The sequence below is a fragment of the Granulicella sp. S156 genome (assembly GCF_009766105.1).
Taxonomy (GTDB): Bacteria; Acidobacteriota; Terriglobia; order Terriglobales; family Acidobacteriaceae; genus Granulicella.
The window spans coordinates 303,545-325,025 of sequence record NZ_LMUH01000009.1 but is presented as its reverse complement, the minus strand read 5'-3'; the positions used below and the strand labels follow the sequence as shown (position 1 = coordinate 325,025).

Below are 21,481 nucleotides of genomic sequence, written 5' to 3'. Positions count from 1 at the left end.
CTCACCGACGGAGCGTGAAGAGGGGTACCCGGCAGGTATCGGTAAAACGTACCGAACCATTACCGTCAAAGAAGCTATTAAGGAGTCCCGATGTGGATCGTCCGTCTCGCACTTAAGAGACCTTACACATTCGTCGTGTTGTCGCTGCTGCTCTTCATCATTGGCCCTGTGGTCATGCTGCGAACACCTGTCGATATCTTTCCGAACATCGATATCCCGGTCGTCTCGGTCATCTGGAACTATGCAGGCATGTCGCCGCAGGAGTTGAGTGACCGTATCGTGCTGCCCTTCGAACGCAGCCTTACGACCACCGTCAATGACATCGAGCATTCCGAATCGCAGACGCTGAACGGCGTCTCCGTGACCAAGATCTTCTTCCGGCCGACCGTCAACATCTCGCAGGCCGTGGCGCAGGTCACCGCGATCTCGCAGACGGCGCTTCGCCAGTATCCGCAAGGCACAACGCCTCCGCTGGTGATTCAGTACAGCGCATCGAGCGTACCGGTGCTGCAGTTGGGACTTTCCGGAAACGGGCTGACTGAGCAGCAGCTGAACGACTTCGGGCAGAACTTTGTGCGCACACAGCTTGCGACAGTACAGGGCGCGGCTCTGGCGTTCCCCTATGGCGGCAAGCAGCGCCAGGTGCAGGTGGACATCAATACGCAGAAGCTGCAGGCGTATGGGCTCTCCGCCTCAGATGTGGTTAATGCCGTGAGCGCGCAGAACATCATTCTGCCCGGCGGCGATGTGAAGATGGGCCACATCGACTATCCGGTAGAGACCAACAGCGCGCCAACCACGATTGCGGAGTTGAACAATCTCCCGATCAAGACCGTGAATGGCGCCACCATCTACATTCACGATGTCGGTAACGTACGCGATGGATTCCCACCGCAGACAAACATTGTGCGCGTCGATGGACAGCGGTCTTCGCTGCTGAGCATCCAGAAGACGGGCAACTCCTCCACGCTGGACATCATTGCGAATGTGCGTGCGCAATTGCCGTCGATCCTGGCCCAGTTACCGCCCGCTTTGCGGCTCACACCGATTGCGGACCAGTCGATCTTCGTGCGCGCCGCCATCAGCGGCGTGGTGCGCGAGGCGCTCATCGCCGCCTGCCTGACTGCGGCGATGATCCTGATCTTTCTCGGAAGCTGGCGCTCGACCGTCATCATCGCCGTGTCGATTCCGCTCTCTGTTATCTGCTCGCTACTGATGCTGGCGGCGCTCGGAGAGACGATCAACATTATGACCCTCGGAGGTCTTGCGCTGGCGGTCGGCATTCTGGTCGACGACGCAACCGTTGAGATCGAGAACATCAACCGCAACCTGGAAGAGGGCAAAGAGGTCGAAGACGCCATTCTGACCGGTGCCGCACAGATCGCGGTGCCAGCCTTCGTTTCGACGATCTCTATCTGCATTGTGTTCGTCCCGATGTTCTTCCTCGGCGGTGTCGCAAAGTACTTGTTCGTTCCTCTCGCAGAAGCGGTAGTCTTCGCGATGCTTGCGTCCTATTTCCTCTCGCGAACGATTGTGCCCACCATGGCGAAGTATCTGCTGAAGGGCCATGAGCACGACCGCGTGGATCAGGCGAAGTCGAGCCGCAACCCCTTCGTTCGTTTCCAGATCACCTTCGAGCACTACTTTGAGAAGCTGCGCCAGTGGTACTACGGTGTGCTGGGCTTCTGCATGGAGTTGCGCGTGGTCTTCCTGCTATTGATCGTCGCCTTCTGGGTAGGGTCTATCGTTCTTCTGTATCCCCAACTGGGGCAAGACTTCTTCCCCTCCGTAGACGGCGGCCAGTTCAAGCTGCATGTTCGCGCACATACCGGAACACGCATTGAGGACACAGCTCGCCTTTGCGATCAGATCGAGGACACGATCCGCGAGGAGATCCCGCCGGCAGAGATGGGAACGGTCATCGATAACATTGGCATTCCCTACTCCGGCCTGAACCTTTCCTACTCGAACTCCGCCACGGTGGGCACTGCCGACGCGGACATTCTGGTAACGCTGGCTGAGAAGCACCGTCCCACCGACGAATATACCCATGCTCTGCGCGACAGACTGACGAGAGAGTTCCCGGGCACAGAGTTCTATTACCTGCCTACGGACATGGTGAGCCAGATCCTGAACTTTGGCCTGCCTGCGCAGATCGACGTACAGGTAGTCGGACAGGCAATCGACCAGGACCATAAACTGGCCGAACAGATGATGCAGCAGATCAGCCAGATTCCCGGCACGACGGACCTGCGAATCCAGCAGCCCTTCAACCTGCCAAGCTGGACGATCAATGTCGACCGCACGCGGGCCCAGCAGGTAGGGTACAGCCAGGCCAGCGTCGCAAGCGATGTGCTGACCAGTCTGAGTGGCAGCTTCCAGACCAACCCCACGTTCTTTCTCAACCCACAGAACCATGTGAGCTACAACATTGCGGTGCAGACGCCGCAGTATGATGTTCAGAATCTGCAGCAGCTTCAGAACTTCCCCATCGCCACAAACGGTTCCAGCAACGCACCACAGATTCTTGGCAATATCGCGTCTATCGATCGCGGCACCGAGCAGGGTACCGTGAGCCACTATAACGCGCGACCGGTCATCGACATCTATGGATCGGTCGAGGGCACTGACCTGGCAAACGTTGCTGTCAAGATCGATCAGATTGTCAAAAACAATAAAGGAAAACTGCCGCGCGGCACCGAGATCTTTGTACGCGGCCAGATTCTGACGATGCGCACCTCGTTTGTCGGGCTGGTGTCCGGTCTGTTGTTCTCGATCATCCTGGTCTACGCCTTGATTGTGGTGAACTTCCAGAGCTGGCTTGACCCCTTCATCATCATCGCGGCACTGCCGGGCGCACTGGCGGGAATCGTCTGGCTGCTGTTTATTACCGGAACGCACATCAGCGTTCCCGCTTTGACCGGCGCGATTATGTGCGTGGGCGTGGCAACAGCGAACTCAATCCTTGTGGTCAGCTTCGCGAAGGAGCAGATGGAGGCGGGGCTGAATGCGTCAGAAGCCGCGCTCTCCGCTGGCTTCACACGCTTCCGTCCGGTCATCATGACGGCGCTGGCAATGATGATCGGCATGGTGCCGATGGCGCTGGGCCTGGGTGATGGCGGCGAGCAGAATGCTCCCCTGGGCCGGGCCGTTATCGGAGGGTTGTTGCTGGCGACGTTCGGAACCTTGACTTTCGTTCCGGTCTTCTTCGCCTTCATGCACCGTAACGATAAGCCGCATACCAATCCGCCGGCTGGCCAAGGGAACGAGGCGCACGCATGAACGAGATGCTAAAAAAATCCGTAGAACACAGCGCCGACAAAGATCCATTCAATACAGCGCCAACGGCGCATAGGGAGACAAGGTAATGAGTGCCGAAGAGCAATCGCAACAATCCGCAGTTCACGATGGCGCCCACAAACCGGAGCTGATCAAGCACGAGCCGCCGCCAAAGGTTTCGCGCGCATCCGTGCTGACGCCGGTGCTCATCGTCTTCGTCGTAACGGTTATCCTCGCGATCGTCGGCATCGTCCGGCGTCAACATGCAAGTACTGTACTGGCGAAGTACACCGCTACAGTAGCGGCGCCGCCAGTCTCCGTACAACAGCCAATGCTGCAGCAGAGCGCGCAGGAGATCGTGTTGCCCGGCAACATGCAGGCATTCACCCTGGCGCCAATCTACGCGCGCACAACCGGCTACGTAAAAGGTTGGTACCACGACATCGGTTCGCATGTGAGCAAGGGCGAGTTGCTCGCGGTCATTGAGACACCGGAACTGGATCAGCAGCTCGCCCAGGCGAAAGCAGACCTGGCCACCGCGCAAGGCAATGCCAAGCTGGCTAAGACGACCGCAGATCGCTATCAGGATCTGATCGGCAAGAACGCGGTCTCGCAACAGGATACGGATAATGCCGCCACCCAGTTACAGACAACCACCACTGCCGTGAACTCGGCGACGGCCAATATGCGCCGGCTGGAAGAGCTACAGTCCTTCGAGCGCATCGTAGCTCCATTCGATGGTGTGATTACCGCGCGCAACATCGATATCGGTCAACTGATCTCGGCGACAGGCAGCACGACAACCGCGGGAGCAGGCACCGTTGTCGGAAGCAAAGAGGTCTTTGACATCTCTGCGGTACGTACCCTGCGCGTCTTCGTCAATGTGCCGCAGATCTATGCTCCCGATGCGAAGAACGGTGTCATCGCTTCCCTGACGCTGCCCCAGTATCCGGGCCGCAAGTTCGATGGCAAGCTGGTACGGTCGTCGAACGCAGTCGACCCCACGACACGTACGCTGCTCGCCGAAGTGGACGTGGACAATCCGTCGGGTGAACTGCTGCCCGGCAGCTATACGGAGGTCCATCTGCACACCTCGAACCCAGCGCCGGCGCTGATCGTACCGGTAAGCGCTCTGATTCTGGAGCCAGATGGACTGCGGGTTGCGACTGTCGATTCAAACAGTGTCGCGCACCTGGCCCATGTAACGGCGGGCCGCGACTTCGGCACCTCGGTGGAGATCCTGAGTGGTCTGCAGCAGGGACAGGGCGTCATCGCGAATCCTCCGGACTCGTTGACTGACGGCGAAAAGGTCCGCATTGTGACCTCGAAACAGGCGGCGGCGGAGACGAAGTAATGAAAACGTACAGGCTTCCCACAACAGCCACGCTGCTGGCAGCGCTGGCGCTGAGCGGATGCAAGGAGGTCGGCCCCAACTATAAGGCGCCGGCTATGCCTGCTCCACCTGCGTACAGCGACAACGGCCATAACGGAAACTGGTCTGCGGCCAGTCCGGCAGACGGCGCCATTCGTGAAGATTGGTGGCAGATCTACCAGGATGCCGAGTTGAACGACCTGGAGCAGCGCTGTGCGGCGGCGAACCAGAGCATCGAGGCAGCCCTGCACGCCTATGAGCAGGCGCACGATCTGGTTCGAGAGAACAAGGCGTCGCTGTATCCGACTGTGTCTCTCGGCGGATCGGCGGTCAATAGCCACCTCTCCTCAACCAAGCCTGGGCTCACACCCGCCTCATCGAGGAGCTACTGGGACTTCCTGATTCCGGTAAACATCTCCTGGGAGCCCGACTTCTGGGGTGGCATTCGCAGACAGATCGAGTCCAGCGCTGCCAGCGCTCAAGGGTCAGCTGCGGACCTAGCCAACACGCGCCTGAGCCTGCAAGGGACGCTGGCTGTCACCTTCCTTCAAATGCGCGGCCTGGACCTACAGGCACAGCTGCTTCGGTCAACCCTGGACTCGTATCAACAGACACTGCAACTCACACAGGACAGGCTGAAGGGTGGCCTGGCCTCAGATAGCGATGTGGCCCAGGCGCAGACGCAGCTCGAACAGACACAGGCACAGCTCATCGATCTCGGCGTACAGCGCGCGCAGTACGAACATGCGATTGCGGTACTCGTCGGCGAGCCTGCAACAAACTTTCATATCGCGGAAAAGCCGCTCGCAGGCGATCCGCCCAATGTACCCACAGGTATTCCTTCTGAACTGCTCCAGCGGCGACCTGACATCGCCAGCGCGGAACGCCATGTCGCATCGGCAAACGCCCTGATCGGTGTTGCCAAGGCCGCCTACTATCCCAACATCACGCTGGGGGTCGGTGGCGGCGTGGAGAGCGATATGATCAGCCAGATATTCAACGCCAGCAGCGGCATGTGGAACGCCGGACCGACCGCCAGCGAAACCCTGTTTGACGCTGGCCGCAGAAAGGCTCAAGTGGACTTCGCGCTGGCCCAGCGTGCGCAGACCACGGCGCTCTACCGCGAGCAGGTGCTCTCCGCGTTTCGGGATGTCGAAGACCAGCTCGCCGCCCTGCGCGTGCTGCAAGACGAGGCAGCTGTAACAGGACGTGCCGTCGATTCGGCGAAGCGCAGCACGGAGCTTTCTACGCTTCGCTACAAGCGGGGCCTGGCTACGTATCTTGAGGTACTGACCAACCAGACCATCGAGCTGGCCAACGAACGGACAGCGGCTTCGCTGGTAACGGAACGTATCGTAGCCAGCGCTCAGCTTCAGATTGCACTGGGCGGCGGCTGGAACGCGACGCAACTCCCGAAGGACTAGAGCCGTTACCTTCGAAGCGACATACCCCACCTTTACGACAGTTCCATCGTCGGAGGGTGGGGTGCTCTGTTATTGTCCGAATTTTCTGATTGCAGCTTTACATCTCTTCGAAGGCGGTGTCCAGATTGCGTCCACCGTACAAGACTCGAAGAATTATTACGGCGTCATCCCCAACATGGAAAGCGATGGTAGCGCGACGTTCAAACCCCGCGACTCTGATCCCTGGTTGAATATCCTTGCGATCCGCGCCACACATCGGAGAAATGCTGAGTTCATGACACCAGGCTTCGATTCGGGCGATGTAGTTCATTGCTCGCTCATAGCTGGAGTGATCTGCAATATAGATTGCGAGATCGAGCAGATCGTTCTGTGCATCCGGTGAAAAGACGACGCGATACACCTTCACGCCGTCTTCTTTCTGCGTTGCGCAAGCCGATCGCGAATACCAGCGAAGACCGTTTCAGCTGGAATAGCGCGAGATGGATCGGTCTGCAAATCTCTGTACGAGTCAAGAACATCTGTACGCAGCCAACTCTCGACGATGGAATCACGCTCCTCGAGTGCACGCAGACCGGCACGAACTACCTCACTAACCGAAGCATAGGCGCCAGAATCGACGAGTCTGTCGATGTATTGGCCTTGTTGGACAGGCAAGCTTACCGTGCGTTTTTCCGTGGCAGGCATGGGGATCCTTTCATCATCACAACCAACAGTATGATTATTTCATACCACCCACAAACCTAACGTCTCTTGCGAGCGCGCAGTTTTTTCGATGGCACATCCGCTGCGGATGATCCGCACCTCGGCGTACCGCCCCAGGGACGCGAGCAGGATAGCGATACATCATGCATCACATCAGCCACGGCTTTTCCAGGAGGAAGAATCGTGTCCAGGCCATCGCCGAGCGGCGGCAAGATTTTGGCAAGAGCCTTCACCTGCATCGCACTTGCATTGCCATAGAGGTGCAGCATGTAGCCAGAGGTATCGGCTTCTCCAGCCAGAGTGACCTGCGATCCAGTACCGAGGCGCAGCACCGTTGGCTGTAACTGGAGGCTTAGAGCCGCGGTACCACGTGGATAGACAGTGGCCGTCGTCATGCGACCGTTGAAGATCGTTGGCACAGACGAAGCAGCAGGGTGTGCGCTGCTCTCCGTCGAAACCGATGGAAGCAGGGTAGCGCGGAGATCCCCCGTCCAGGGAGACGCAGCTCGCCCTGCGGCGCGTTGAATATGACCGTCGATCTTACCTTCGGGTTGCAGATCTGCTGGAACTCGCTGAGAAAACAGCCTCGTCCAATCAAGCGCCCAGGCCAGTGGCACGGCGTTGATTTCGATACCTGCAGCCGACTGGTCAGGCCGCTGTAGATCGAGCGATGACGAAGACACCACAATTGGCTGCGACCCGGATGTCGGCATGGTGCAGGCAGCCTGGACCAGTGTGACGATCATCGCATCGGCCGTTGCCGTGCAATGCGCAGAGACATCCAGCAGCTTTACGGGCACAAAGTCCGCACGGCGCAGATCGGTGAGATGGATATCCGTAGTCAGGCTTGCCGAGCCCAGCCGCCCTGTCAGGGTCGCCCCCATATCCACCGTACCGCGCCACCCGGCGTCTTCGCCGGTGACCAGAATGCTAGCCTCGCCCATTTGAGCATGAGCCCAGCTCGCGGTCAGGTTCAGAGGAACATCCACGAACTTCGCAGCACGATCGAGCGTTCCCTCCAGACGGATCACGCCCGTATCAGAGGCATTGGTGTCTGTACGCGCCGGTATGCCCTGCAAACGCACATGCCATTGCTGCGGCGAAGGCAGCCATAGAGCGAAGTCGGCGTCGGTCAACGAGAACGGCATCTTCTCTTCGCCAAGCTTCAGGTTTATACGCGCGCCAGTGGCCTCGATGTAGGGGAAACGCGGATCCGCACCGGCTCTGCGCTGCCCCGTTGGGGCGGTGTTCACATGCGCGGCCTGCACCAGAATCTCCTGCAAGTTCCAGCGTCCCTGGGCGTTACGCACAATGTTCAGGCTGGGGTGGTTCCCGTCGACCTCCATGAAGCGGATAGTCGAAAACTCTACCTGGCGTCGCCACAACGAACTGACACGCAGGGTGGCTTCTACTTGTTGAGCGCGGATCACCGGCTCATAGCCAAATGCCGGGTCTTCACTGACGACGAGGTTTTCCAGCGTAAATCCCGGTATCGGCAGCAGGTGCAACGTTACTTTATCGAGATGCACAGGCCGGCCGAGGCTCTGGCTCATACTCGTCGCAAAGCGGCGGCGCAGGCGATTGACGTTGAGGAGCGGCGGCGTAAACACAAGCGCCAGCAGGACAAGCACGGCGGCGGCAAAAAACACGAGCCGCCGCCGTGTCCTGGAGCGCGGCGGCTCGTCGTATTCCATATCGGGGGTGCTTTGAATCTCGGCCATTGGGTCGGGGCTATAGCCTTTGGGGGACACCGCTAACGAATGACATGCAGCGTGCGGCTCCAGCGGGTTCCGTCGAAGATGTGCAGTATCACATGGAAGACGAAGCTGATGCGATCACCCATACCGGTCTTGTCTTCCTGATCGGCAGGCGTCTTGAACGACCAGTAGACAAACAAGGGACGCCCCATGATGTTTTCCTGCGGCACAAAGCCCCAGTAACGGCCATCGAGGCTCTCGGTGCGGTTGTCCCCCATGGCAAAGACAGTGCCCGGCGGAACTACAAGGTCGTCGCCCTGAATATGGCTGGGCAGCTCGACGGCCCACAAGGATGCATGGTTGGCGATTGCCTGCTCGCTGATGCCCGCAACGTCGGAGGGAAAGTCGTCACGATAAGGGACATAGGCGTGTTCATAGTTGCCATCGTTGCTGGGCATAGCTGCATACGGCTCATTCTGCGCGACGCCATTGAGGTAGACGATGCCTTTACGCAGATGGATGCGATCCCCAGGTAGTCCAATCGCGCGCTTGACCAGGATAAGGTCCGGGGTCTCGGGGTTCGGCTTGAGAAAGACGATGACATCGCCACGCTGCACAGGACGGTAGTGCACAAACGGAGCCCACTTGGTAAGCGGTGCGAAGGCCGTGCGATCCACAACAACATGGTCGCCGATGAGCAGCGTCTTCTCCATCGAGGCTGAGGGGATTTCAAAATTCTGGAAGATAAAGGCCATGACGAAGAGCCCAACGACGAGTACGGTACTGATGGAAGCCAACGCTTCCAGCGGTGTCTCGGTGCGTTCGACATCCTTCGGCGCTGGGGCGGCGTCGCGATCTACGCTGCGAGCTGCGTTGCGCTCCAAGACGACCGGTTCCTCTACGCTCTTGTTCAACTCAGTGAGTCTCCTCGTGGCAAATAGCTCTGGTCAGTGTAACCTGCGGGGCGGCAACGGGGCGTGTTTCCGGCAGAGGCAAACAAGGCGGTCCCATGACCACGCACCACGTTTTCACAGGTTTTAACGTCTAGCGAATGACATGCAGCTCGCGACTCCAGCGAGTTCCATCAAAGATGTGCAGGATCACATGGAAGATAAAGCCGATGCGATCGCCCATGCCGGTCTTGTCTTCCTGATCTTCGGGCGTCTTGAACGACCAGTAGACAAACAACGGCCGCCCCATAATGTTCTCCTGCGGCACAAATCCCCAGAAGCGGCCATCGAGGCTGTCTGTGCGGTTGTCACCCATCACAAAGACGTTGCCTGGTGGAACGACGAGATCCTCTCCCTGGATAAAACCGGGCAGTTCGTCAGTCCATGCGATCGTTCTGTTGGCCCACGCCTTTTGCGTGAGACATGTTGGGTCCTGGCAGTCTGCAAGCACCTCCAGCCTATTGATCGCCTGTCTGCGGAGACCTGCAAGATCCGACGGAAAGTCATCGCGATACGAAAGGTAATTGTCGTCGCGGGGCTGGATGGCAAAGGGTTCACTCTGCGCGATGCCGTTGATGTACACCACACCCTTGCGCAGGTGAACCCTATCGCCCGGCACCGCTATCGCCCGCTTCACCAGGATCAGGTCGGGGGCCTCTGAATGCGGCTTATAAAAGACGACGACATCCCCACGTTGGACCGGGCGGTAGCGCACAAAAGGAGCCCATTTTGTCGGTGGCGCCAGAGTGCTGCGGTCGACGACCACGTGATCACCGATCAGCAGCGTATTTTCCATGGAGGCAGAAGGAATCTCCATGTTCTGAAAGACGAATCCCATGAGGAAGAGCCAGACGACAACGACAGTACTGAGGGAAGACAGCGCTTCCAACGGCGTCTCAGCTCGCTCCGCGTCCTTTGAGTGCCCTGCGGCAGCGTCATTGAGTTCTACAACGGCCGGTTTCTCTGCTCTCTTGTCCAACTCGGTGGATCTCCTTACAGCAAATGGCTTGGCCAGTGTAACCTGCAAGACTCCTACCGCAGCACGCGGATGTCATGCCAGCGATTGCGCAAAGATGTCTTCAGCCCAGGCTGGTTGGTGACCAGCGGCGCAGCCAGCGAGAAGTACACAAGCAGCGGACGCCCAATCAAGGCCTGGCGCGGGACGAAACCCCAGTAACGGCTATCTTCGCTGTCATTGCGGTTGTCACCCATGACGAAGTAGCGGTCCGGCGGCACGACGATCTCGCCATTCGTCACGATGCGCCGCAACTCGGCCCACCAGCGCGGATCGACGGTCGGATCTGCGCTGCGCATGGAGGGAAAGTCGTCGCGAAAGCCGTCAGGCTGCGCCTCGGTATAGACCGCATAGGGCTCTGCCAGAGGCGAACCATCGAGGAAGACGCGTCCGTCGCGCAAGCGCAGACGGTCTCCTGGAAGGCCAACGACCCGTTTGACCAGATTCTTGCCGGGATCGGCCGGATAGTGGAAGACGACCAGATCTCCGCGGTGAACGGTCGCGGCTGGCAGTACCCGGTCGAGGACGCCGGTGGGCGCGCAGGCCTGCTTGTTCACGAGGTAAAAATCGCCCACCCGCAGCGTCGGATCCATCGATTCGGACGGTACTCGATCCGGCTGAGCGATGAATGTAGCGAAAAATATTGCGAGGACCACGATCTCAAGCAGAGCCTGCAGATGCGACAGCACACCGTCATGCACCTTCTCTGCCGCGTGTGCAGGATGCACCGGCATGGCGTCTCCGGCCTCCGGCCGCAGCCCCTCGTTCAAGCGTCACCCTTAGGCGTTTTGGGAGGCCTTGCCGGCAGGCCGTTCGCCTCCCACTGCGCCAGCGCGAGTTCGGCGGCGCGCTGTTGTGCTTCCTTCTTGTTGGAACCCTCGGCCGCTGCTAATACGCGTGTTCCAGCCTCTCCTTCAAGCTGGGCCTCGACAGAGAACCTTCGCTGGTGTGCCGGCCCGGTCTGCGCCGTGTCGATGTAGCGCAGCCTGCCCAGGCCGGAGGCCTGTACGCGTTCCTGCAACACCGTCTTGTGATCGCGGAGTGCGCCGTGACCGTCGTCCCCCGCCAGTGCCGCACGCATAACATCGAGATCCTTCGCGAGCAGATGGCGATCGACAATGCCGCGCACGGCCTTGAGTCCTTTCGCACCAGCGTCAAGATAGACCGCCGCGATCACGGCTTCTGCAGCGTTGGCCAGCAGAGCCGGCTTCTTGCGGCCACCGTTCTGGTCCGCGCTCTTGCCGAGGAGCAGTTGCTCGCCCAGCCCCAGTTCCGCTCCAACCTCGGCCATGCGGGCACGGCTCACCAGAATGGAACGCAGCCGGGTCAGCTCACCCTCCGAACTATTCGGAAACTCGCGATACAGCGCCTCAGTCACCACCAGACCGAGAATGGAGTCACCAAGGAACTCTAACTGCTCATTGTCGGTACCAGGGGGATTGCGCTGATCGCGCTGATCGGGGTGCGCGGGAAGAATGACGGCAGGAGCACCGTGGCGAGCCTCATACGTGTGCGAGCGGTGCGTCAGCGCAAGCGCGAGCAGCTCGGGCTGGGTAAAACGATATCCGAGCAGACGCTGCAGTTCGTCGGCAGGTTCCGTACTGGGTGAAGTCTTCCGGCTGCGCCGCGTGGTCATCGCCTCTCCGTTATTTCCTTTACGCGCCGCAATGGGATGATCCGTTTGTGGCTTTTGCACGTACTACTCCAAAAGTTGTCATCCCGGCTGCTGGCGGCGCTTCATTGCCACCGCAACAGAGACTTGCAGCTCGTCTGAGTTGACGAAAACCGGAGGGGGCACGGTTTCAATCTTTCCGATAGGCCCATCCCCTCATGGTTGAGGCTGCACAAGCGAACTGCGAAAAAACCTACTTCGGCGGAGGGGGCGGCTTATACGAATCCTTTTCGGCCTTCCCTGTCGGGTCGAAGTCCTTGTCGTTATCGGCGGGCGGTTGGTTCGCACGTTGCGGAAGGGCGAATGGTTTCGCGATACCACTCTCGGCAGCTGCTTTCGTATCCGGGCGACTATCGCGAGCGGCCAATGCCGCCTTGTACTCGACGACGGCGTGCTCACGGTCCGGGGGATCCATCGAGTCATAGAGACGTCCGCGATAGATATGGCTCCAGGCTAGCGTGCGCGGGTCCTTGCTCAGAGCGAGTGTATCCGCAAAACCTTTCATCGCCTCTTCAGGCTCCTTCTGCATCAACGCGATGCGCGCCAGCACGTACTGCGCGCGGCCGTGGTCACCCTTCGGGTCAGCCATGGCTTTTTCCGAGATTTCGGTCGCATCGGCCGTATTGCCCTTCATCAGATCGAGTTCGGCCAGATCCATGCCCGCAATGGTGCGCGGGGCGGTATGAGGATGCAGAGGATCGGCCGCGCCTTCCTTGGCGAACACGATCTCCCCGGCATGCCTGCGCTCGCGATCAACGTCCATGCCGTAGATCATGGGAGCAATCTCCTCGCGCAGGCCGTCGCCGTTCTTTCCCATCTGCTGCAGAGTTTGATAGAAGTAGCCTGTAAGCACCCATCCCTGCTGCTCATCGAGATCGACCTGCTTCAGCCGTTCGAGGGCTGTCTGACGATCGTAAAGATCCATGGCCGCGGCGTAGAGATCCACCTCAGATCGATCCTTCCCCGAGGGCTTCGCCGGCTTGGGAGCGGCGATCACATACATATGCGCTTCAATCGCCTTGATCAGACACTCGGTCATCAGGGCAACGACGTCGCTCTTGTAGAAGAACTCCAGCGGAGCGTCCTGAACGCCGCGCAGCATGGGCTGGATACGCTCCATTGCCGTACCGCGGCTATAGACCAGCGGCTCAACCACGTAGTGCAGATAGATGTGGCGGATCTGGTCCAGATGGACGGAATCGCCGGTGCTATGGTCGGGCGACGTCACGATAATGTAATCCGTGCCGTAAATTCGCGCGTTGGTGAGATTCGGCGAGAGCATCGGCTCCAACAGCACGAGGAAGCGGCGGCCGTCATAGATGCTGACCGGCTGATGCAGGTAGAGGTTGGTGCCGAGAATGGTCTTCACCATGGGTTCGTGCACGCCCGCGACCAGGGCCTCATACTCGGCACGATGGCGCACCCAGATGATGTGCAACTGGATCTCATCGGCAAAGGTGCGCAGCAACGGCAGCACGTTAACCACCTGCGTGGCTTGTGGCGGCAGCTCGGCCTGATCGACGTTCGGCGTGAGCTCCGGGGGCGGGGAAAGATAGAGAGAGAGCGAGACATACTGCCCAACATCAAGGCCGGCATCGGCGAGATGATGCTGCGCAACGTACGCGCACAAGGCATCACGGCTGGCGCGGGCCGTCTCCGATGCCGCAAGCGCTTCGTTCATCTCCGCTCGGACCTCCGCACGCACAGGAGCGGACTTATCGAGATCGGCGTCGTACCCGCAGGCGTTGAGCGCCGCGGCCACTTCAAACAGAGGCTCGCTGACCTCGAGAGTCACCGCGGAGCCACCTTCTTCAATCCGAGCCACACGTGGCCGCGCCGCAGGGTTCGACTGATCGACGGCCTGATCGGCAGGCTTTGCGCTCGGGCTTGCTGACAGAGCGGAGGAAGAAGAGGACGAGGAAGAGGAGGACGAGGAACTCTGCGCAAGAGCCACAGCAGAACTCGAGAGGAGAAACGCCGCGCTGAGAAGCACTAGCCGGGACGAAGGTCGGAAGACTGGGATCACGATACTTGTTCGACGCACCCCACAAGTCTATGGGAAGCTGCTAGAAAATAGGGATCGGAGGCAGGGATTAGAGAGCAAAAGCGCGGCGGAGCAATCTTTGTCTCTCTCCGTATAGCTTTAGCTAGTTCCTCTGGTTCTGGCCCTTACCCTCGCACCAGGACACCGGTGTAGGTCATCACGACGTGTCCGCGCACGGGAACGCCGAAGACTGTTGCCGGAGTGAAGACACTGGAGAGCATATTCTCCGCCACCCTTAGCTGCACCGACGAGTCTTTAGGCCCCTCAATAATCTTGTAATCGTACACACGTCCGCTTGTATCGACCAACGCCTCGACCAGGATCGGAATCTCGTGGCCCGTTTCGATCGGCTGCGGAGGCACCTGCGAGTACAGATAATGCGGCGCGACCAGATGGGCCATCTCGTCGTCGTTGGCCTGCACCGCAATGGGCGCACCGAGCATCCATCCCAGACTTCCAAGCAGTACGATTGCCGCCGCAAAGCCACCGACGGCGCGCAGTGCAAGTGCCCCAATCGTGAGATCCCAGGCCACCAGGAATCGGCGTGTCAGCGAGAGATGGGTTCCGCGTTCGCGCTCCGCCGCAATAGCCTCCCGCAGACGCTTCTGCAGGTTCATAGGAGGCCGTGCGGGCCCCAGTTCAGCCAGCGAGCGCTGGATCTCGCGCCACGCAGCGAACTCGGTGGCACACTCGCCACAGCCGTCCAGGTGCTGCGCCATCGTCGCCATACCGGCTCCGGTCATGGCGCCATCGAGATAGGAGGAGAAATCCGCCCGTACAGTCTTGCAGGAACCGTTGCTCTGCTCCGAATTGAACTGCTCGAAATTCATCGCGTCACCACTTCTGCATATCCACTCTTCGCCACAGCACTATTATCGCCAATGGGGGCCTGTTGATCGCGCGACCGGGACGCCGCATCCTTACCCAGTGTTTTGCCCAGCGCCTCGCGCAACGCAGCGCGGCCTCTCGTCAGCCGGCTCTTCACGGTGCCGAGATTTACGTCCAGGATCTCGGCAATCTCTTCGTAGCCGAAGCCCTCAATCTCACGCAGAACGACGACCTCGCGAAAGGCTTCCGGGATGGTTTGCAGCGCAGCCTCGACGTGCGTGTGCATCTCAGAACGGACGGCGCAATCGTACGGTGAAGCGTCTCCGGCAGCCAGCGAATCGGCCAGGCAGAAGCTCTCACCTTCGTCGTTCTCCAGCGGCGCGTCGATGGTCAACTCCTGCCGCTTGTGACGGCCCCACCAGCGACGCTGATTGCTGGCCTCATGCAGGGCGATGCGGTAGATCCAGGTACGCAGGCTGGCTTCGCCGTGGAAGCCGGAGATGCTGCGGAAGACCTTGACGAAGACCTCCTGCGTTACATCGGCGGCATCCGCCGGATCGCGCAGGCTGCGCGCGATCAGCGAGTAGATGGGATGGCTGTACTGTGCGATGAGCAGCGCAAAGGCCTGCTCGGAGCCAGACTTCAGCTCCGCGACGAGGCTCTGCTCGTCTGCCCGGATTCCGATCGCGCTTGCCAGATCGCTCATCGCTGTCCTCAACCGGGGCCAAAAGGCCCGCAGCCACTGCGTATTCACCAAAGTAGGCCCGCAGCAGTACATCTGTCCAGAGGTACAAGATCCAACCAAACTGAAACGCCTCAATACAGCTCGTCTAAGAGTCCAGATAACGGCCCGGAGCAGGAGCTGGAAACTGCGCCGCCGGCGGCCGAGTGCTCGCTCACTCTGCCATATTTAGACACCACGCTTCCCTGCTTTGTTCCGGATAGAGCCCTTGAAGTTTCTTTGTTGTTGGGGTTTGCCGTAAACCCCTCCATTCCGGGGTATGGGGTGGGATTTACAGTTGACCGCCTCTTGAGATTGTGCGAATATCGAACACCTGGGCGATCTACTCGTAGCCTTGCCTGGTTACTGGGCTATTGCCGTTTGACTTGCTATCGCGCATCCGCGAGAATAGAAAAGTCCTTCCCTAAGAGTGGGCCTGTGGCGCAGCTGGGAGCGCGCTTCCATGGCATGGAAGAGGTCATCGGTTCGATCCCGATCAGGTCCACCAAACAACCCCTTACAAATGAATAGATTAGCACTACCGAGCTGCCTCCCTGCCGGAGCGTTTGGTGTCATTTGGTGTCAAATTTTCAAACACCTTTACAGATACCGCTCCACGCTTGGATTTGAGCCGAGTTGAAGCCGACGCACCTGTCAGCACTTTCACCGCCTTGCGATGTGCTTTTGAGGGCATTTGCCGCAACTCCAGATTGATGGAGTTCATAGTGGACTGCACGCTCTCGGGAATCTCCTGCATATAGACATCCGTGGTCGTGGCGGTTCGGGAATGCCGCATCAATCCCTGAACGACCTTCACTGTGCCCTTCTTCTGGGCCAGTGTCGCAATCGTTCTGCGGATCACCTGAAACGTCAGCTTCGGCAGGTCCAGATCGCGAGCGAGTTTATGAAGCACTCGCTTGCGGAAGTTAGCCAAGCCAGTAGTGCAGATCGTGTATGTTCGCAAAAATATTCGAATGAGTCAGGGCCGCACCCTTTGGGCGCCCCGTTGTACCGCTGGTATAGATCAAGACCAGAGTGGCATCGGGCTCATAGAAGTCGAAGGCGTACTGGGTGTGGGTTCCCTCGAACGGATGCTCGTCAAGAACACGCTCCCATTCCACCGCTGTGGTGGGTTTTGGCAGACTTGAATGTCGGATCAATCCCTTTGGGCTCGCGTCCTCGAGCACATGGTCGATCTCTGGTCCGGCATATCGGGTGTTAATCGGGACGGCGATGACCCCCAAAAGACTGCATGCGTAGATCAGCTCAATGTATTCGGTGCCATTGGGCAACAGGAATGCCAGCCGTTCGCCTCTCAGAAACCCGAGATCTCTCAATTCCCCTGCGATTGCTCGCACTCGCCGGTCCAATGCGCTGAAGGTAATCGAATTCCCGCTTTTGACGAAAGCTGCGTGCTCCGGATAGTACTGGACCGCACGGCTCATCGAATGGACGTAAATCATCAAACACCTCATCGCTTGTCATGAATCGCCATTGTCTCTCCCCGATAGAAAAGGGCGTAGAGAAAGACGGGTTCTCGACGACGCAATTGCCATAGCCGCGCCAATAGATCGGGCTAATGCGTTTGAACCGACAACTATGCCGTCATGAGAGAGTCTGTCACGGCCCTTGGGGCGCACTACGTTAGCACCTGTGATCTAACAGTGATGAGACTTCGAAGATGGCTCTACTCCACTGGTATCAGGAGTAGTTAAGTGTTGAATGGTTGTAGTGGGGCAGACTGTAAGGAGTTTAGCGGCCGCTCTCTGAGGCCTTGTGAACTCTCTTCACGAGCCTGCTGTGATTGCATTGCGGACCGCCACATCTCCCCGCAACGCAGATCGTAGGCAATTGATCGATGCGGCGTTCGTTAAAATCGCGCCAGCGTTCTCAATCAATTTGAACTTGTTGGCTTCTGTATGCACCGAGCCCGGCTGTCCTGCGTGGCGGCGATTTGGGAGGTCGCGTGTTGCCGGGGTCACGGCACTCCGAACCCGCTACAGGGGAAGCGACTAGCTTTCGAGCGCGTGCAAGCTCCTTCCGCAACCTGCTGATTTTTCCGCTAAGGTGATCTTCTACCTCTCGAAGGCTCAGTATCTGTTTGCGGACGACCACAAGGCGTTCCTTGAGATATTCGAGCCTCTGCGCATCTGTGGGAGGTGTATCTTCGAGCGCCTTGAAGAGAGGACCGATCTCGTTTAGTGAGAGGCGCAAGAAGTGTTGCGCCCCTCGGATTTGCTCAATCGTGTGCAGTACGGAAGCATCGTAGTCGCGGTAGACCTTGCTCCCAGCCTGGCGAGCGGTTGACGTTATCAAGCCCAGCTTCTCGTAGTGGCGAATGCCATCCTTCGATAAGCCCGCAATTTTTGCCACTTCGCCGATCATCATGGTTACCTCTTGACTGTCGGGTTTCCCCACAGTGTAGCGTGAGGAATCGAGCCTAACAAGGCTTTGAGGTGAGTGGAAGATGGCAATAGGAACGAAACCCGTGGCCTTGATTACTGGAGCATCCTCTGGAATTGGTAAAGACTTCGCCCTGCGACTGCTTTCGGAGGGCTACGCCGTATATGGCGCGGCGCGCCGGGTTGAGCGTATGCGCGATATCGAGGCCGCCGGCGGTGTAGCGATTGGGCTGGACGTCACCGAGGACGCAACGATCGTGGCTGCGGTCGAACGCATTGTCCGCGAACAAGGCCGGATTGATGTGCTTATCAACAATGCCGGATACGGGCAGATGGGCGCTTTGGAGGACGTACCGATGGAGGTAGGCCGCCGCCAGATGGAGGTCAACCTCATCGGAGTTGCCCGGCTCACGCAACTTTGCCTGCCTCATATGCGTGCTCGAAAGTTCGGGAAGATATTTAATATCTCGTCTATCGGGGGTAAATGCGCCTTCCCCCTGGCTGGTTGGTATCACGCCTCCAAGTTTGCGCTGGAAGGCTACTCGGATTCGTTGAGGATGGAAGTTCGTCCGTTTGGTATTGATGTAGTCGTGATCGAGCCCGGCGGGACGGAGAGTGAATGGGCGTCTGTGGCTGCGGGAGAGGTGGATCGATTTTCCGCTGAGGGTGCCTACGCAAATCTCTTGATCGCCACGCGTAAGTCACTCGTCGGACAGCGTAAAATGACGCCTCCTCGGGTCATTTCCGATCTCATTGTCAAAGCACTCAGGGCCACGCGGCCACGAACTCGCTATCACGGTGCCATGGGAGCTAGCCCCATCCTGTTTCTCCGATGGCTTCTGCCTGACCGCACATTCGACCGCTTGATCATGAGGCTACTGAGCTAGCGGGCACCCGCCTTCTTTCGGTTCCGATCCTGAAACCCATTCATCGTAATGCCTTTTTTCCACGAGACACGCGATGGTCGCTTCGTCATGCCCCTCAATATCTTTCCACGATTGCGCTCTCGTGCGATCAGCTTTCTGCGCTGCGGCGAAAATACAAGGGCTGTTCGAAACGCCATCTTGCAGTGGCGCGCCGATGAATTGGAAAGCGCTGGAGCTGAGGCGGGGCTTGTCATGCCCATGCTTCGCACCACGGAGGAGTTCCTCAAAGAACTGCAGTACACGGAGGTTCTCTCACAGGATCCGCTGATCCGGCTTGAAAAGATCGGAGAGACAGATCCAAGTCCATTCCGGGAAGGAGGCGTGACGCCGCTCGACGGAATCCGTGCGCTTGGGCTAGGCCACGTGATCGCTGGATCGGGTATGGGGAGGGACCTGAACGGCGACGAGCCCTGCAGCGCCGGTTGCACCGTTGATGAGTACAGTCTCGCCAGCCTGGAAGCGGGCGCGCTCGACCAGCGCGGCGAAGCAGGACATGCCGGGGTTAGCAAGGGCGGCAGCAGCTACATCATCCAGGTTGTCGGTCAAGATGACGATGCGGCGCGGGTCGACAAGAGTTTGCGATTCTGGAAACAGGTGCGGGCGCGTGGACATGCCCGCCTGACACCGTCGTGTTGCTGTTAGGAGCGCCTGATAAATCTCAGAATGGTGCTCGAGAGTGGGCTGCGGGAACACCTAATATTTTAAACGTCGCTGTCTCTCGAGCCAGACAGAACCTTTACGTCGTGGGTTCTTGGACGGCATGGAGTTCTGTTGGTCTGGCCGGTCACATGAGTAGCGAATTGCCTAATCGGATTCGGTACTGATGGGTGGATCGATTATTGAAAGCGAGGAGAAACGATTCGGTGGCTTTGCCCAAAAGCTTCTCAAAGTTCTTTCTGAGTGACGCAAAACTTTTGTGCTTCTGCTTGAGCAGCGATACGGTCTGTTGTGGGGTGTATTGCAGTAATCCCGCCTAAAATTACCGGACGGCAAGTTTACTCAGTTCTAGTGACCATTAAGCAGAATTGTTTCCGTTCGGGGATGCATTACCCCGCCCCCTGCCTTGAAGGCTAAGGGAGGGGTAGGCATGAAATAAACGCCGTTTATTCGCATAATGTTCGCATTATAATCGCAATATAACGGTAAGCGCCTAACTTGCTGTGGAGTGCTGATGAGGTCCCGGAAACCAACCGTACTGTCCACGAAGTTCACGATCACGGCCGCCATTGCCAATGACCTGATGCGTATCGAGGCGGTCAGGCAGTCGATCCAGACACTGCCGATTACGCCGAGAGTTCTTGCGACGCTCCGCGAAACCGCGCGGCTGTTCTCTACCCACTATTCGACGATGATCGAGGGCAATCGCCTCACGCAACAGCAGGTCGCGCAGGTGATTGCCGAGAACCAGCATTTCCCGGGACGAGAGCGGGACCAGGATGAGGTCCGCGGCTATTATGCGGCCCTCGACGAGGTAGAGCGTCTCGCCAAGGCGAACAGCTCCGTCACCGAATCGGGAGTGCAGCGCCTTCATGCGTTAGTGATGAGCGCGGGGAAGAAGCGCATCAAGCCTACTCCGTACCGCGACGGGCAGAACGTCATCCGCGATAGCCGATCACAAGCGATCGTTTATATGCCGCCGGAGGCGAAAGATGTGCCGGCGCTCATGGCGCAGCTCGTCCAATGGATCAACAGCAAAGACGATCTACCAGTGCCGATCAAGGCCGCGATCGCCCACTATCAGTACGCGACCATCCATCCGTACTACGACGGGAACGGGCGGACGGCGCGGCTTCTGACAACGCTCGTTCTGCACTTGCGTGGATATGGCCTGAAGGGTCTTTATGCGCTTGAGGAGTATTACGCTCAGAAGCTCCAGGATTATTACGAAGCGCTGACGGTTGGTCCGTCTCATAACTACTACCTTGGCCGAGCAGAAGCGGACATCACCAAGTGGATTGGCTACTTCGTCGAAGGCATGGCCGTCTCCTTCCAGAAGGTCGAGGCCCAGGCGCGGGCCGAGGCTGGGCGAGGTAGTTCGGACCAAACCCGCGTCCTTCGGAGACTCGATTCGAGGCAGCGCAGAGCTCTCGAACTCTTCGAGCGGTCGCAAGAGGTGACGGCGAAGGCGATCGGAGATCTGTTCGGACTACAGTCCCGCGCTGCCGCCGTGCTGTGCCAGAGTTGGGTTGAAGATGGATTTTTGATCGTCAGCAATCCTTCAAAGAAAGCGCGTCGTTACCGGCTGGCAGCAGAATACGAGGCACTCGTAGCGAACGGAGTGCTCTGATCGAAGGGAATTGGAGTCGCAAGATGGACCGGCGCAAGATTTGCAATCGGGTGTTGGCGGGTGTGCGTGACTTTAGATGAAGCGGGCTGATCCCACACGATCAGCCCTGTGGCCCGCTGTTTGAGTAGCAAAAAGTTTGTAGCATTTTTGTCGCAAATACCG

Annotated in this window: 19 protein-coding genes and 1 tRNA gene; 7 read left to right on the top strand and 13 right to left on the bottom strand. The window is 58.7% G+C overall.

What is annotated here, in order from left to right; genetic code table 11:
- The first annotated feature begins 90 nt into the window (after window positions 1-90).
- From GSQ91_RS08955 to GSQ91_RS08945, 3 genes are all read left to right on the top strand, one after another.
- Window positions 91-3,282 carry an efflux RND transporter permease subunit gene (locus tag GSQ91_RS08955; protein WP_158821194.1) on the top strand — a complete coding sequence of 1,064 codons (3,192 nt, stop codon included), beginning with the start codon at window positions 91-93 and terminating at the stop codon, window positions 3,280-3,282.
- Between the two features lie 85 nt (window positions 3,283-3,367).
- Entirely contained in the window at window positions 3,368-4,633 is a 1,266-nt protein-coding gene (locus GSQ91_RS08950) for an efflux RND transporter periplasmic adaptor subunit (RefSeq protein WP_158821193.1), read from the top strand.
- Window positions 4,633-6,075, top strand: a complete 1,443-nt coding sequence (locus GSQ91_RS08945; protein WP_158821192.1) for an efflux transporter outer membrane subunit — start codon at window positions 4,633-4,635, stop codon at window positions 6,073-6,075. The genes GSQ91_RS08950 and GSQ91_RS08945 overlap by 1 nt, the downstream gene beginning before the upstream one ends.
- A gap of 97 nt (window positions 6,076-6,172) precedes the next feature.
- Here GSQ91_RS08945 and GSQ91_RS08940 read toward each other — a convergent pair whose 3' ends face one another.
- The 10 genes from GSQ91_RS08940 to GSQ91_RS08895 all read right to left on the bottom strand — a co-directional run bounded on the left by GSQ91_RS08940 (window position 6,173) and on the right by GSQ91_RS08895 (window position 15,689).
- Window positions 6,173-6,481 carry a type II toxin-antitoxin system RelE/ParE family toxin gene (locus GSQ91_RS08940; RefSeq protein ID WP_216845154.1) on the bottom strand — a complete coding sequence of 103 codons (309 nt, stop codon included), beginning with the start codon at window positions 6,479-6,481 and terminating at the stop codon, window positions 6,173-6,175.
- Window positions 6,478-6,759 (bottom strand): type II toxin-antitoxin system ParD family antitoxin, encoded by a 282-nt coding sequence (locus GSQ91_RS08935; protein WP_158821191.1) that lies wholly within the window; start codon window positions 6,757-6,759, stop codon window positions 6,478-6,480. The genes GSQ91_RS08940 and GSQ91_RS08935 overlap by 4 nt, the downstream gene beginning before the upstream one ends.
- Before the next feature lie 56 nt (window positions 6,760-6,815).
- Window positions 6,816-8,498 carry an AsmA family protein gene (locus GSQ91_RS08930; RefSeq protein WP_158821190.1) on the bottom strand — a complete coding sequence of 561 codons (1,683 nt, stop codon included), beginning with the start codon at window positions 8,496-8,498 and terminating at the stop codon, window positions 6,816-6,818.
- Window positions 8,499-8,530: 32 nt separating this feature from the next.
- Window positions 8,531-9,388 carry a signal peptidase I gene (gene lepB / locus GSQ91_RS08925; RefSeq protein WP_158821189.1) on the bottom strand — a complete coding sequence of 286 codons (858 nt, stop codon included), beginning with the start codon at window positions 9,386-9,388 and terminating at the stop codon, window positions 8,531-8,533.
- Window positions 9,389-9,518: 130 nt separating this feature from the next.
- Window positions 9,519-10,403, bottom strand: coding sequence for a signal peptidase I (gene lepB, locus GSQ91_RS08920; protein ID WP_158821188.1), 885 nt, complete (start codon window positions 10,401-10,403; stop codon window positions 9,519-9,521).
- A gap of 53 nt (window positions 10,404-10,456) precedes the next feature.
- A complete protein-coding gene (lepB, locus tag GSQ91_RS08915) occupies window positions 10,457-11,173 on the bottom strand; it encodes a signal peptidase I (RefSeq protein ID WP_254064443.1) in 717 nt (238 codons plus the stop codon).
- A gap of 32 nt (window positions 11,174-11,205) precedes the next feature.
- Window positions 11,206-12,135, bottom strand: coding sequence for a ribonuclease III (gene rnc, locus GSQ91_RS08910; protein WP_254064441.1), 930 nt, complete (start codon window positions 12,133-12,135; stop codon window positions 11,206-11,208).
- Between the two features lie 169 nt (window positions 12,136-12,304).
- Window positions 12,305-14,065, bottom strand: a complete 1,761-nt coding sequence (locus GSQ91_RS08905; RefSeq protein ID WP_254064440.1) for a lipopolysaccharide assembly protein LapB — start codon at window positions 14,063-14,065, stop codon at window positions 12,305-12,307.
- A 215-nt stretch (window positions 14,066-14,280) separates the two neighbouring features.
- Window positions 14,281-14,985 carry a zf-HC2 domain-containing protein gene (locus GSQ91_RS08900; protein ID WP_158821185.1) on the bottom strand — a complete coding sequence of 235 codons (705 nt, stop codon included), beginning with the start codon at window positions 14,983-14,985 and terminating at the stop codon, window positions 14,281-14,283.
- Entirely contained in the window at window positions 14,982-15,689 is a 708-nt protein-coding gene (locus tag GSQ91_RS08895) for a sigma-70 family RNA polymerase sigma factor (protein ID WP_158821184.1), read from the bottom strand. Before GSQ91_RS08895 ends, GSQ91_RS08900 begins: the two co-directional genes overlap by 4 nt.
- A gap of 447 nt (window positions 15,690-16,136) precedes the next feature.
- Here GSQ91_RS08895 and GSQ91_RS08890 point away from each other — a divergent pair.
- Window positions 16,137-16,212, top strand: a tRNA-Ala gene (locus GSQ91_RS08890).
- A gap of 30 nt (window positions 16,213-16,242) precedes the next feature.
- On the opposite strand, the gene GSQ91_RS25680 is transcribed toward GSQ91_RS08890, so the two are convergent.
- The 3 genes from GSQ91_RS25680 to GSQ91_RS08875 all read right to left on the bottom strand — a co-directional run bounded on the left by GSQ91_RS25680 (window position 16,243) and on the right by GSQ91_RS08875 (window position 18,092).
- Window positions 16,243-16,638 (bottom strand): hypothetical protein, encoded by a 396-nt coding sequence (locus tag GSQ91_RS25680; RefSeq protein ID WP_216845152.1) that lies wholly within the window; start codon window positions 16,636-16,638, stop codon window positions 16,243-16,245.
- On the bottom strand, window positions 16,631-17,167 hold the full coding sequence (locus GSQ91_RS08880) for a class I adenylate-forming enzyme family protein (protein ID WP_158821183.1): 537 nt from the start codon (window positions 17,165-17,167) through the stop codon (window positions 16,631-16,633). Before GSQ91_RS08880 ends, GSQ91_RS25680 begins: the two co-directional genes overlap by 8 nt.
- Before the next feature lie 427 nt (window positions 17,168-17,594).
- The gene (locus GSQ91_RS08875) at window positions 17,595-18,092 is read right to left on the bottom strand and encodes a MerR family transcriptional regulator (RefSeq protein ID WP_158821182.1); all 498 of its coding nucleotides are present in this window, start codon (window positions 18,090-18,092) and stop codon (window positions 17,595-17,597) included.
- Window positions 18,093-18,171: 79 nt separating this feature from the next.
- Between GSQ91_RS08875 and GSQ91_RS08870 the strand changes: the two genes are divergently transcribed.
- The 3 genes from GSQ91_RS08870 (at window position 18,172) to GSQ91_RS08860 (ending at window position 21,319) form a co-directional block, all read left to right on the top strand.
- The gene (locus GSQ91_RS08870; RefSeq protein ID WP_158821181.1) at window positions 18,172-18,993 is read left to right on the top strand and encodes an oxidoreductase; all 822 of its coding nucleotides are present in this window, start codon (window positions 18,172-18,174) and stop codon (window positions 18,991-18,993) included.
- 231 nt (window positions 18,994-19,224) lie between these two features.
- Window positions 19,225-19,674 carry a hypothetical protein gene (locus GSQ91_RS25585; protein WP_174240662.1) on the top strand — a complete coding sequence of 150 codons (450 nt, stop codon included), beginning with the start codon at window positions 19,225-19,227 and terminating at the stop codon, window positions 19,672-19,674.
- Between the two features lie 529 nt (window positions 19,675-20,203).
- Window positions 20,204-21,319 (top strand): Fic family protein, encoded by a 1,116-nt coding sequence (locus GSQ91_RS08860; protein WP_158821180.1) that lies wholly within the window; start codon window positions 20,204-20,206, stop codon window positions 21,317-21,319.
- The last annotated feature ends 162 nt before the right edge of the window (window positions 21,320-21,481 follow it).

Coding starts and splice junctions, on each gene's coding strand:
- GSQ91_RS08955 (WP_158821194.1), top strand. CDS start 91: ATGTGGATCGTCCGTCTCGCACTTAAGAGACCTTACACATTCGTCGTG.
- GSQ91_RS08950 (WP_158821193.1), top strand. CDS start 3,368: ATGAGTGCCGAAGAGCAATCGCAACAATCCGCAGTTCACGATGGCGCC.
- GSQ91_RS08945 (WP_158821192.1), top strand. CDS start 4,633: ATGAAAACGTACAGGCTTCCCACAACAGCCACGCTGCTGGCAGCGCTG.
- GSQ91_RS08935 (WP_158821191.1), bottom strand. CDS start 6,759: ATGCCTGCCACGGAAAAACGCACGGTAAGCTTGCCTGTCCAACAAGGC.
- GSQ91_RS08930 (WP_158821190.1), bottom strand. CDS start 8,498: ATGGCCGAGATTCAAAGCACCCCCGATATGGAATACGACGAGCCGCCG.
- lepB (WP_254064443.1), bottom strand. CDS start 11,173: ATGCCGGTGCATCCTGCACACGCGGCAGAGAAGGTGCATGACGGTGTG.
- GSQ91_RS08900 (WP_158821185.1), bottom strand. CDS start 14,985: ATGAATTTCGAGCAGTTCAATTCGGAGCAGAGCAACGGTTCCTGCAAG.
- GSQ91_RS08895 (WP_158821184.1), bottom strand. CDS start 15,689: ATGAGCGATCTGGCAAGCGCGATCGGAATCCGGGCAGACGAGCAGAGC.
- GSQ91_RS08880 (WP_158821183.1), bottom strand. CDS start 17,167: ATGATTTACGTCCATTCGATGAGCCGTGCGGTCCAGTACTATCCGGAG.
- GSQ91_RS08875 (WP_158821182.1), bottom strand. CDS start 18,092: ATGATGATCGGCGAAGTGGCAAAAATTGCGGGCTTATCGAAGGATGGC.
- GSQ91_RS08870 (WP_158821181.1), top strand. CDS start 18,172: ATGGCAATAGGAACGAAACCCGTGGCCTTGATTACTGGAGCATCCTCT.
- GSQ91_RS25585 (WP_174240662.1), top strand. CDS start 19,225: ATGCCCATGCTTCGCACCACGGAGGAGTTCCTCAAAGAACTGCAGTAC.
- GSQ91_RS08860 (WP_158821180.1), top strand. CDS start 20,204: ATGAGGTCCCGGAAACCAACCGTACTGTCCACGAAGTTCACGATCACG.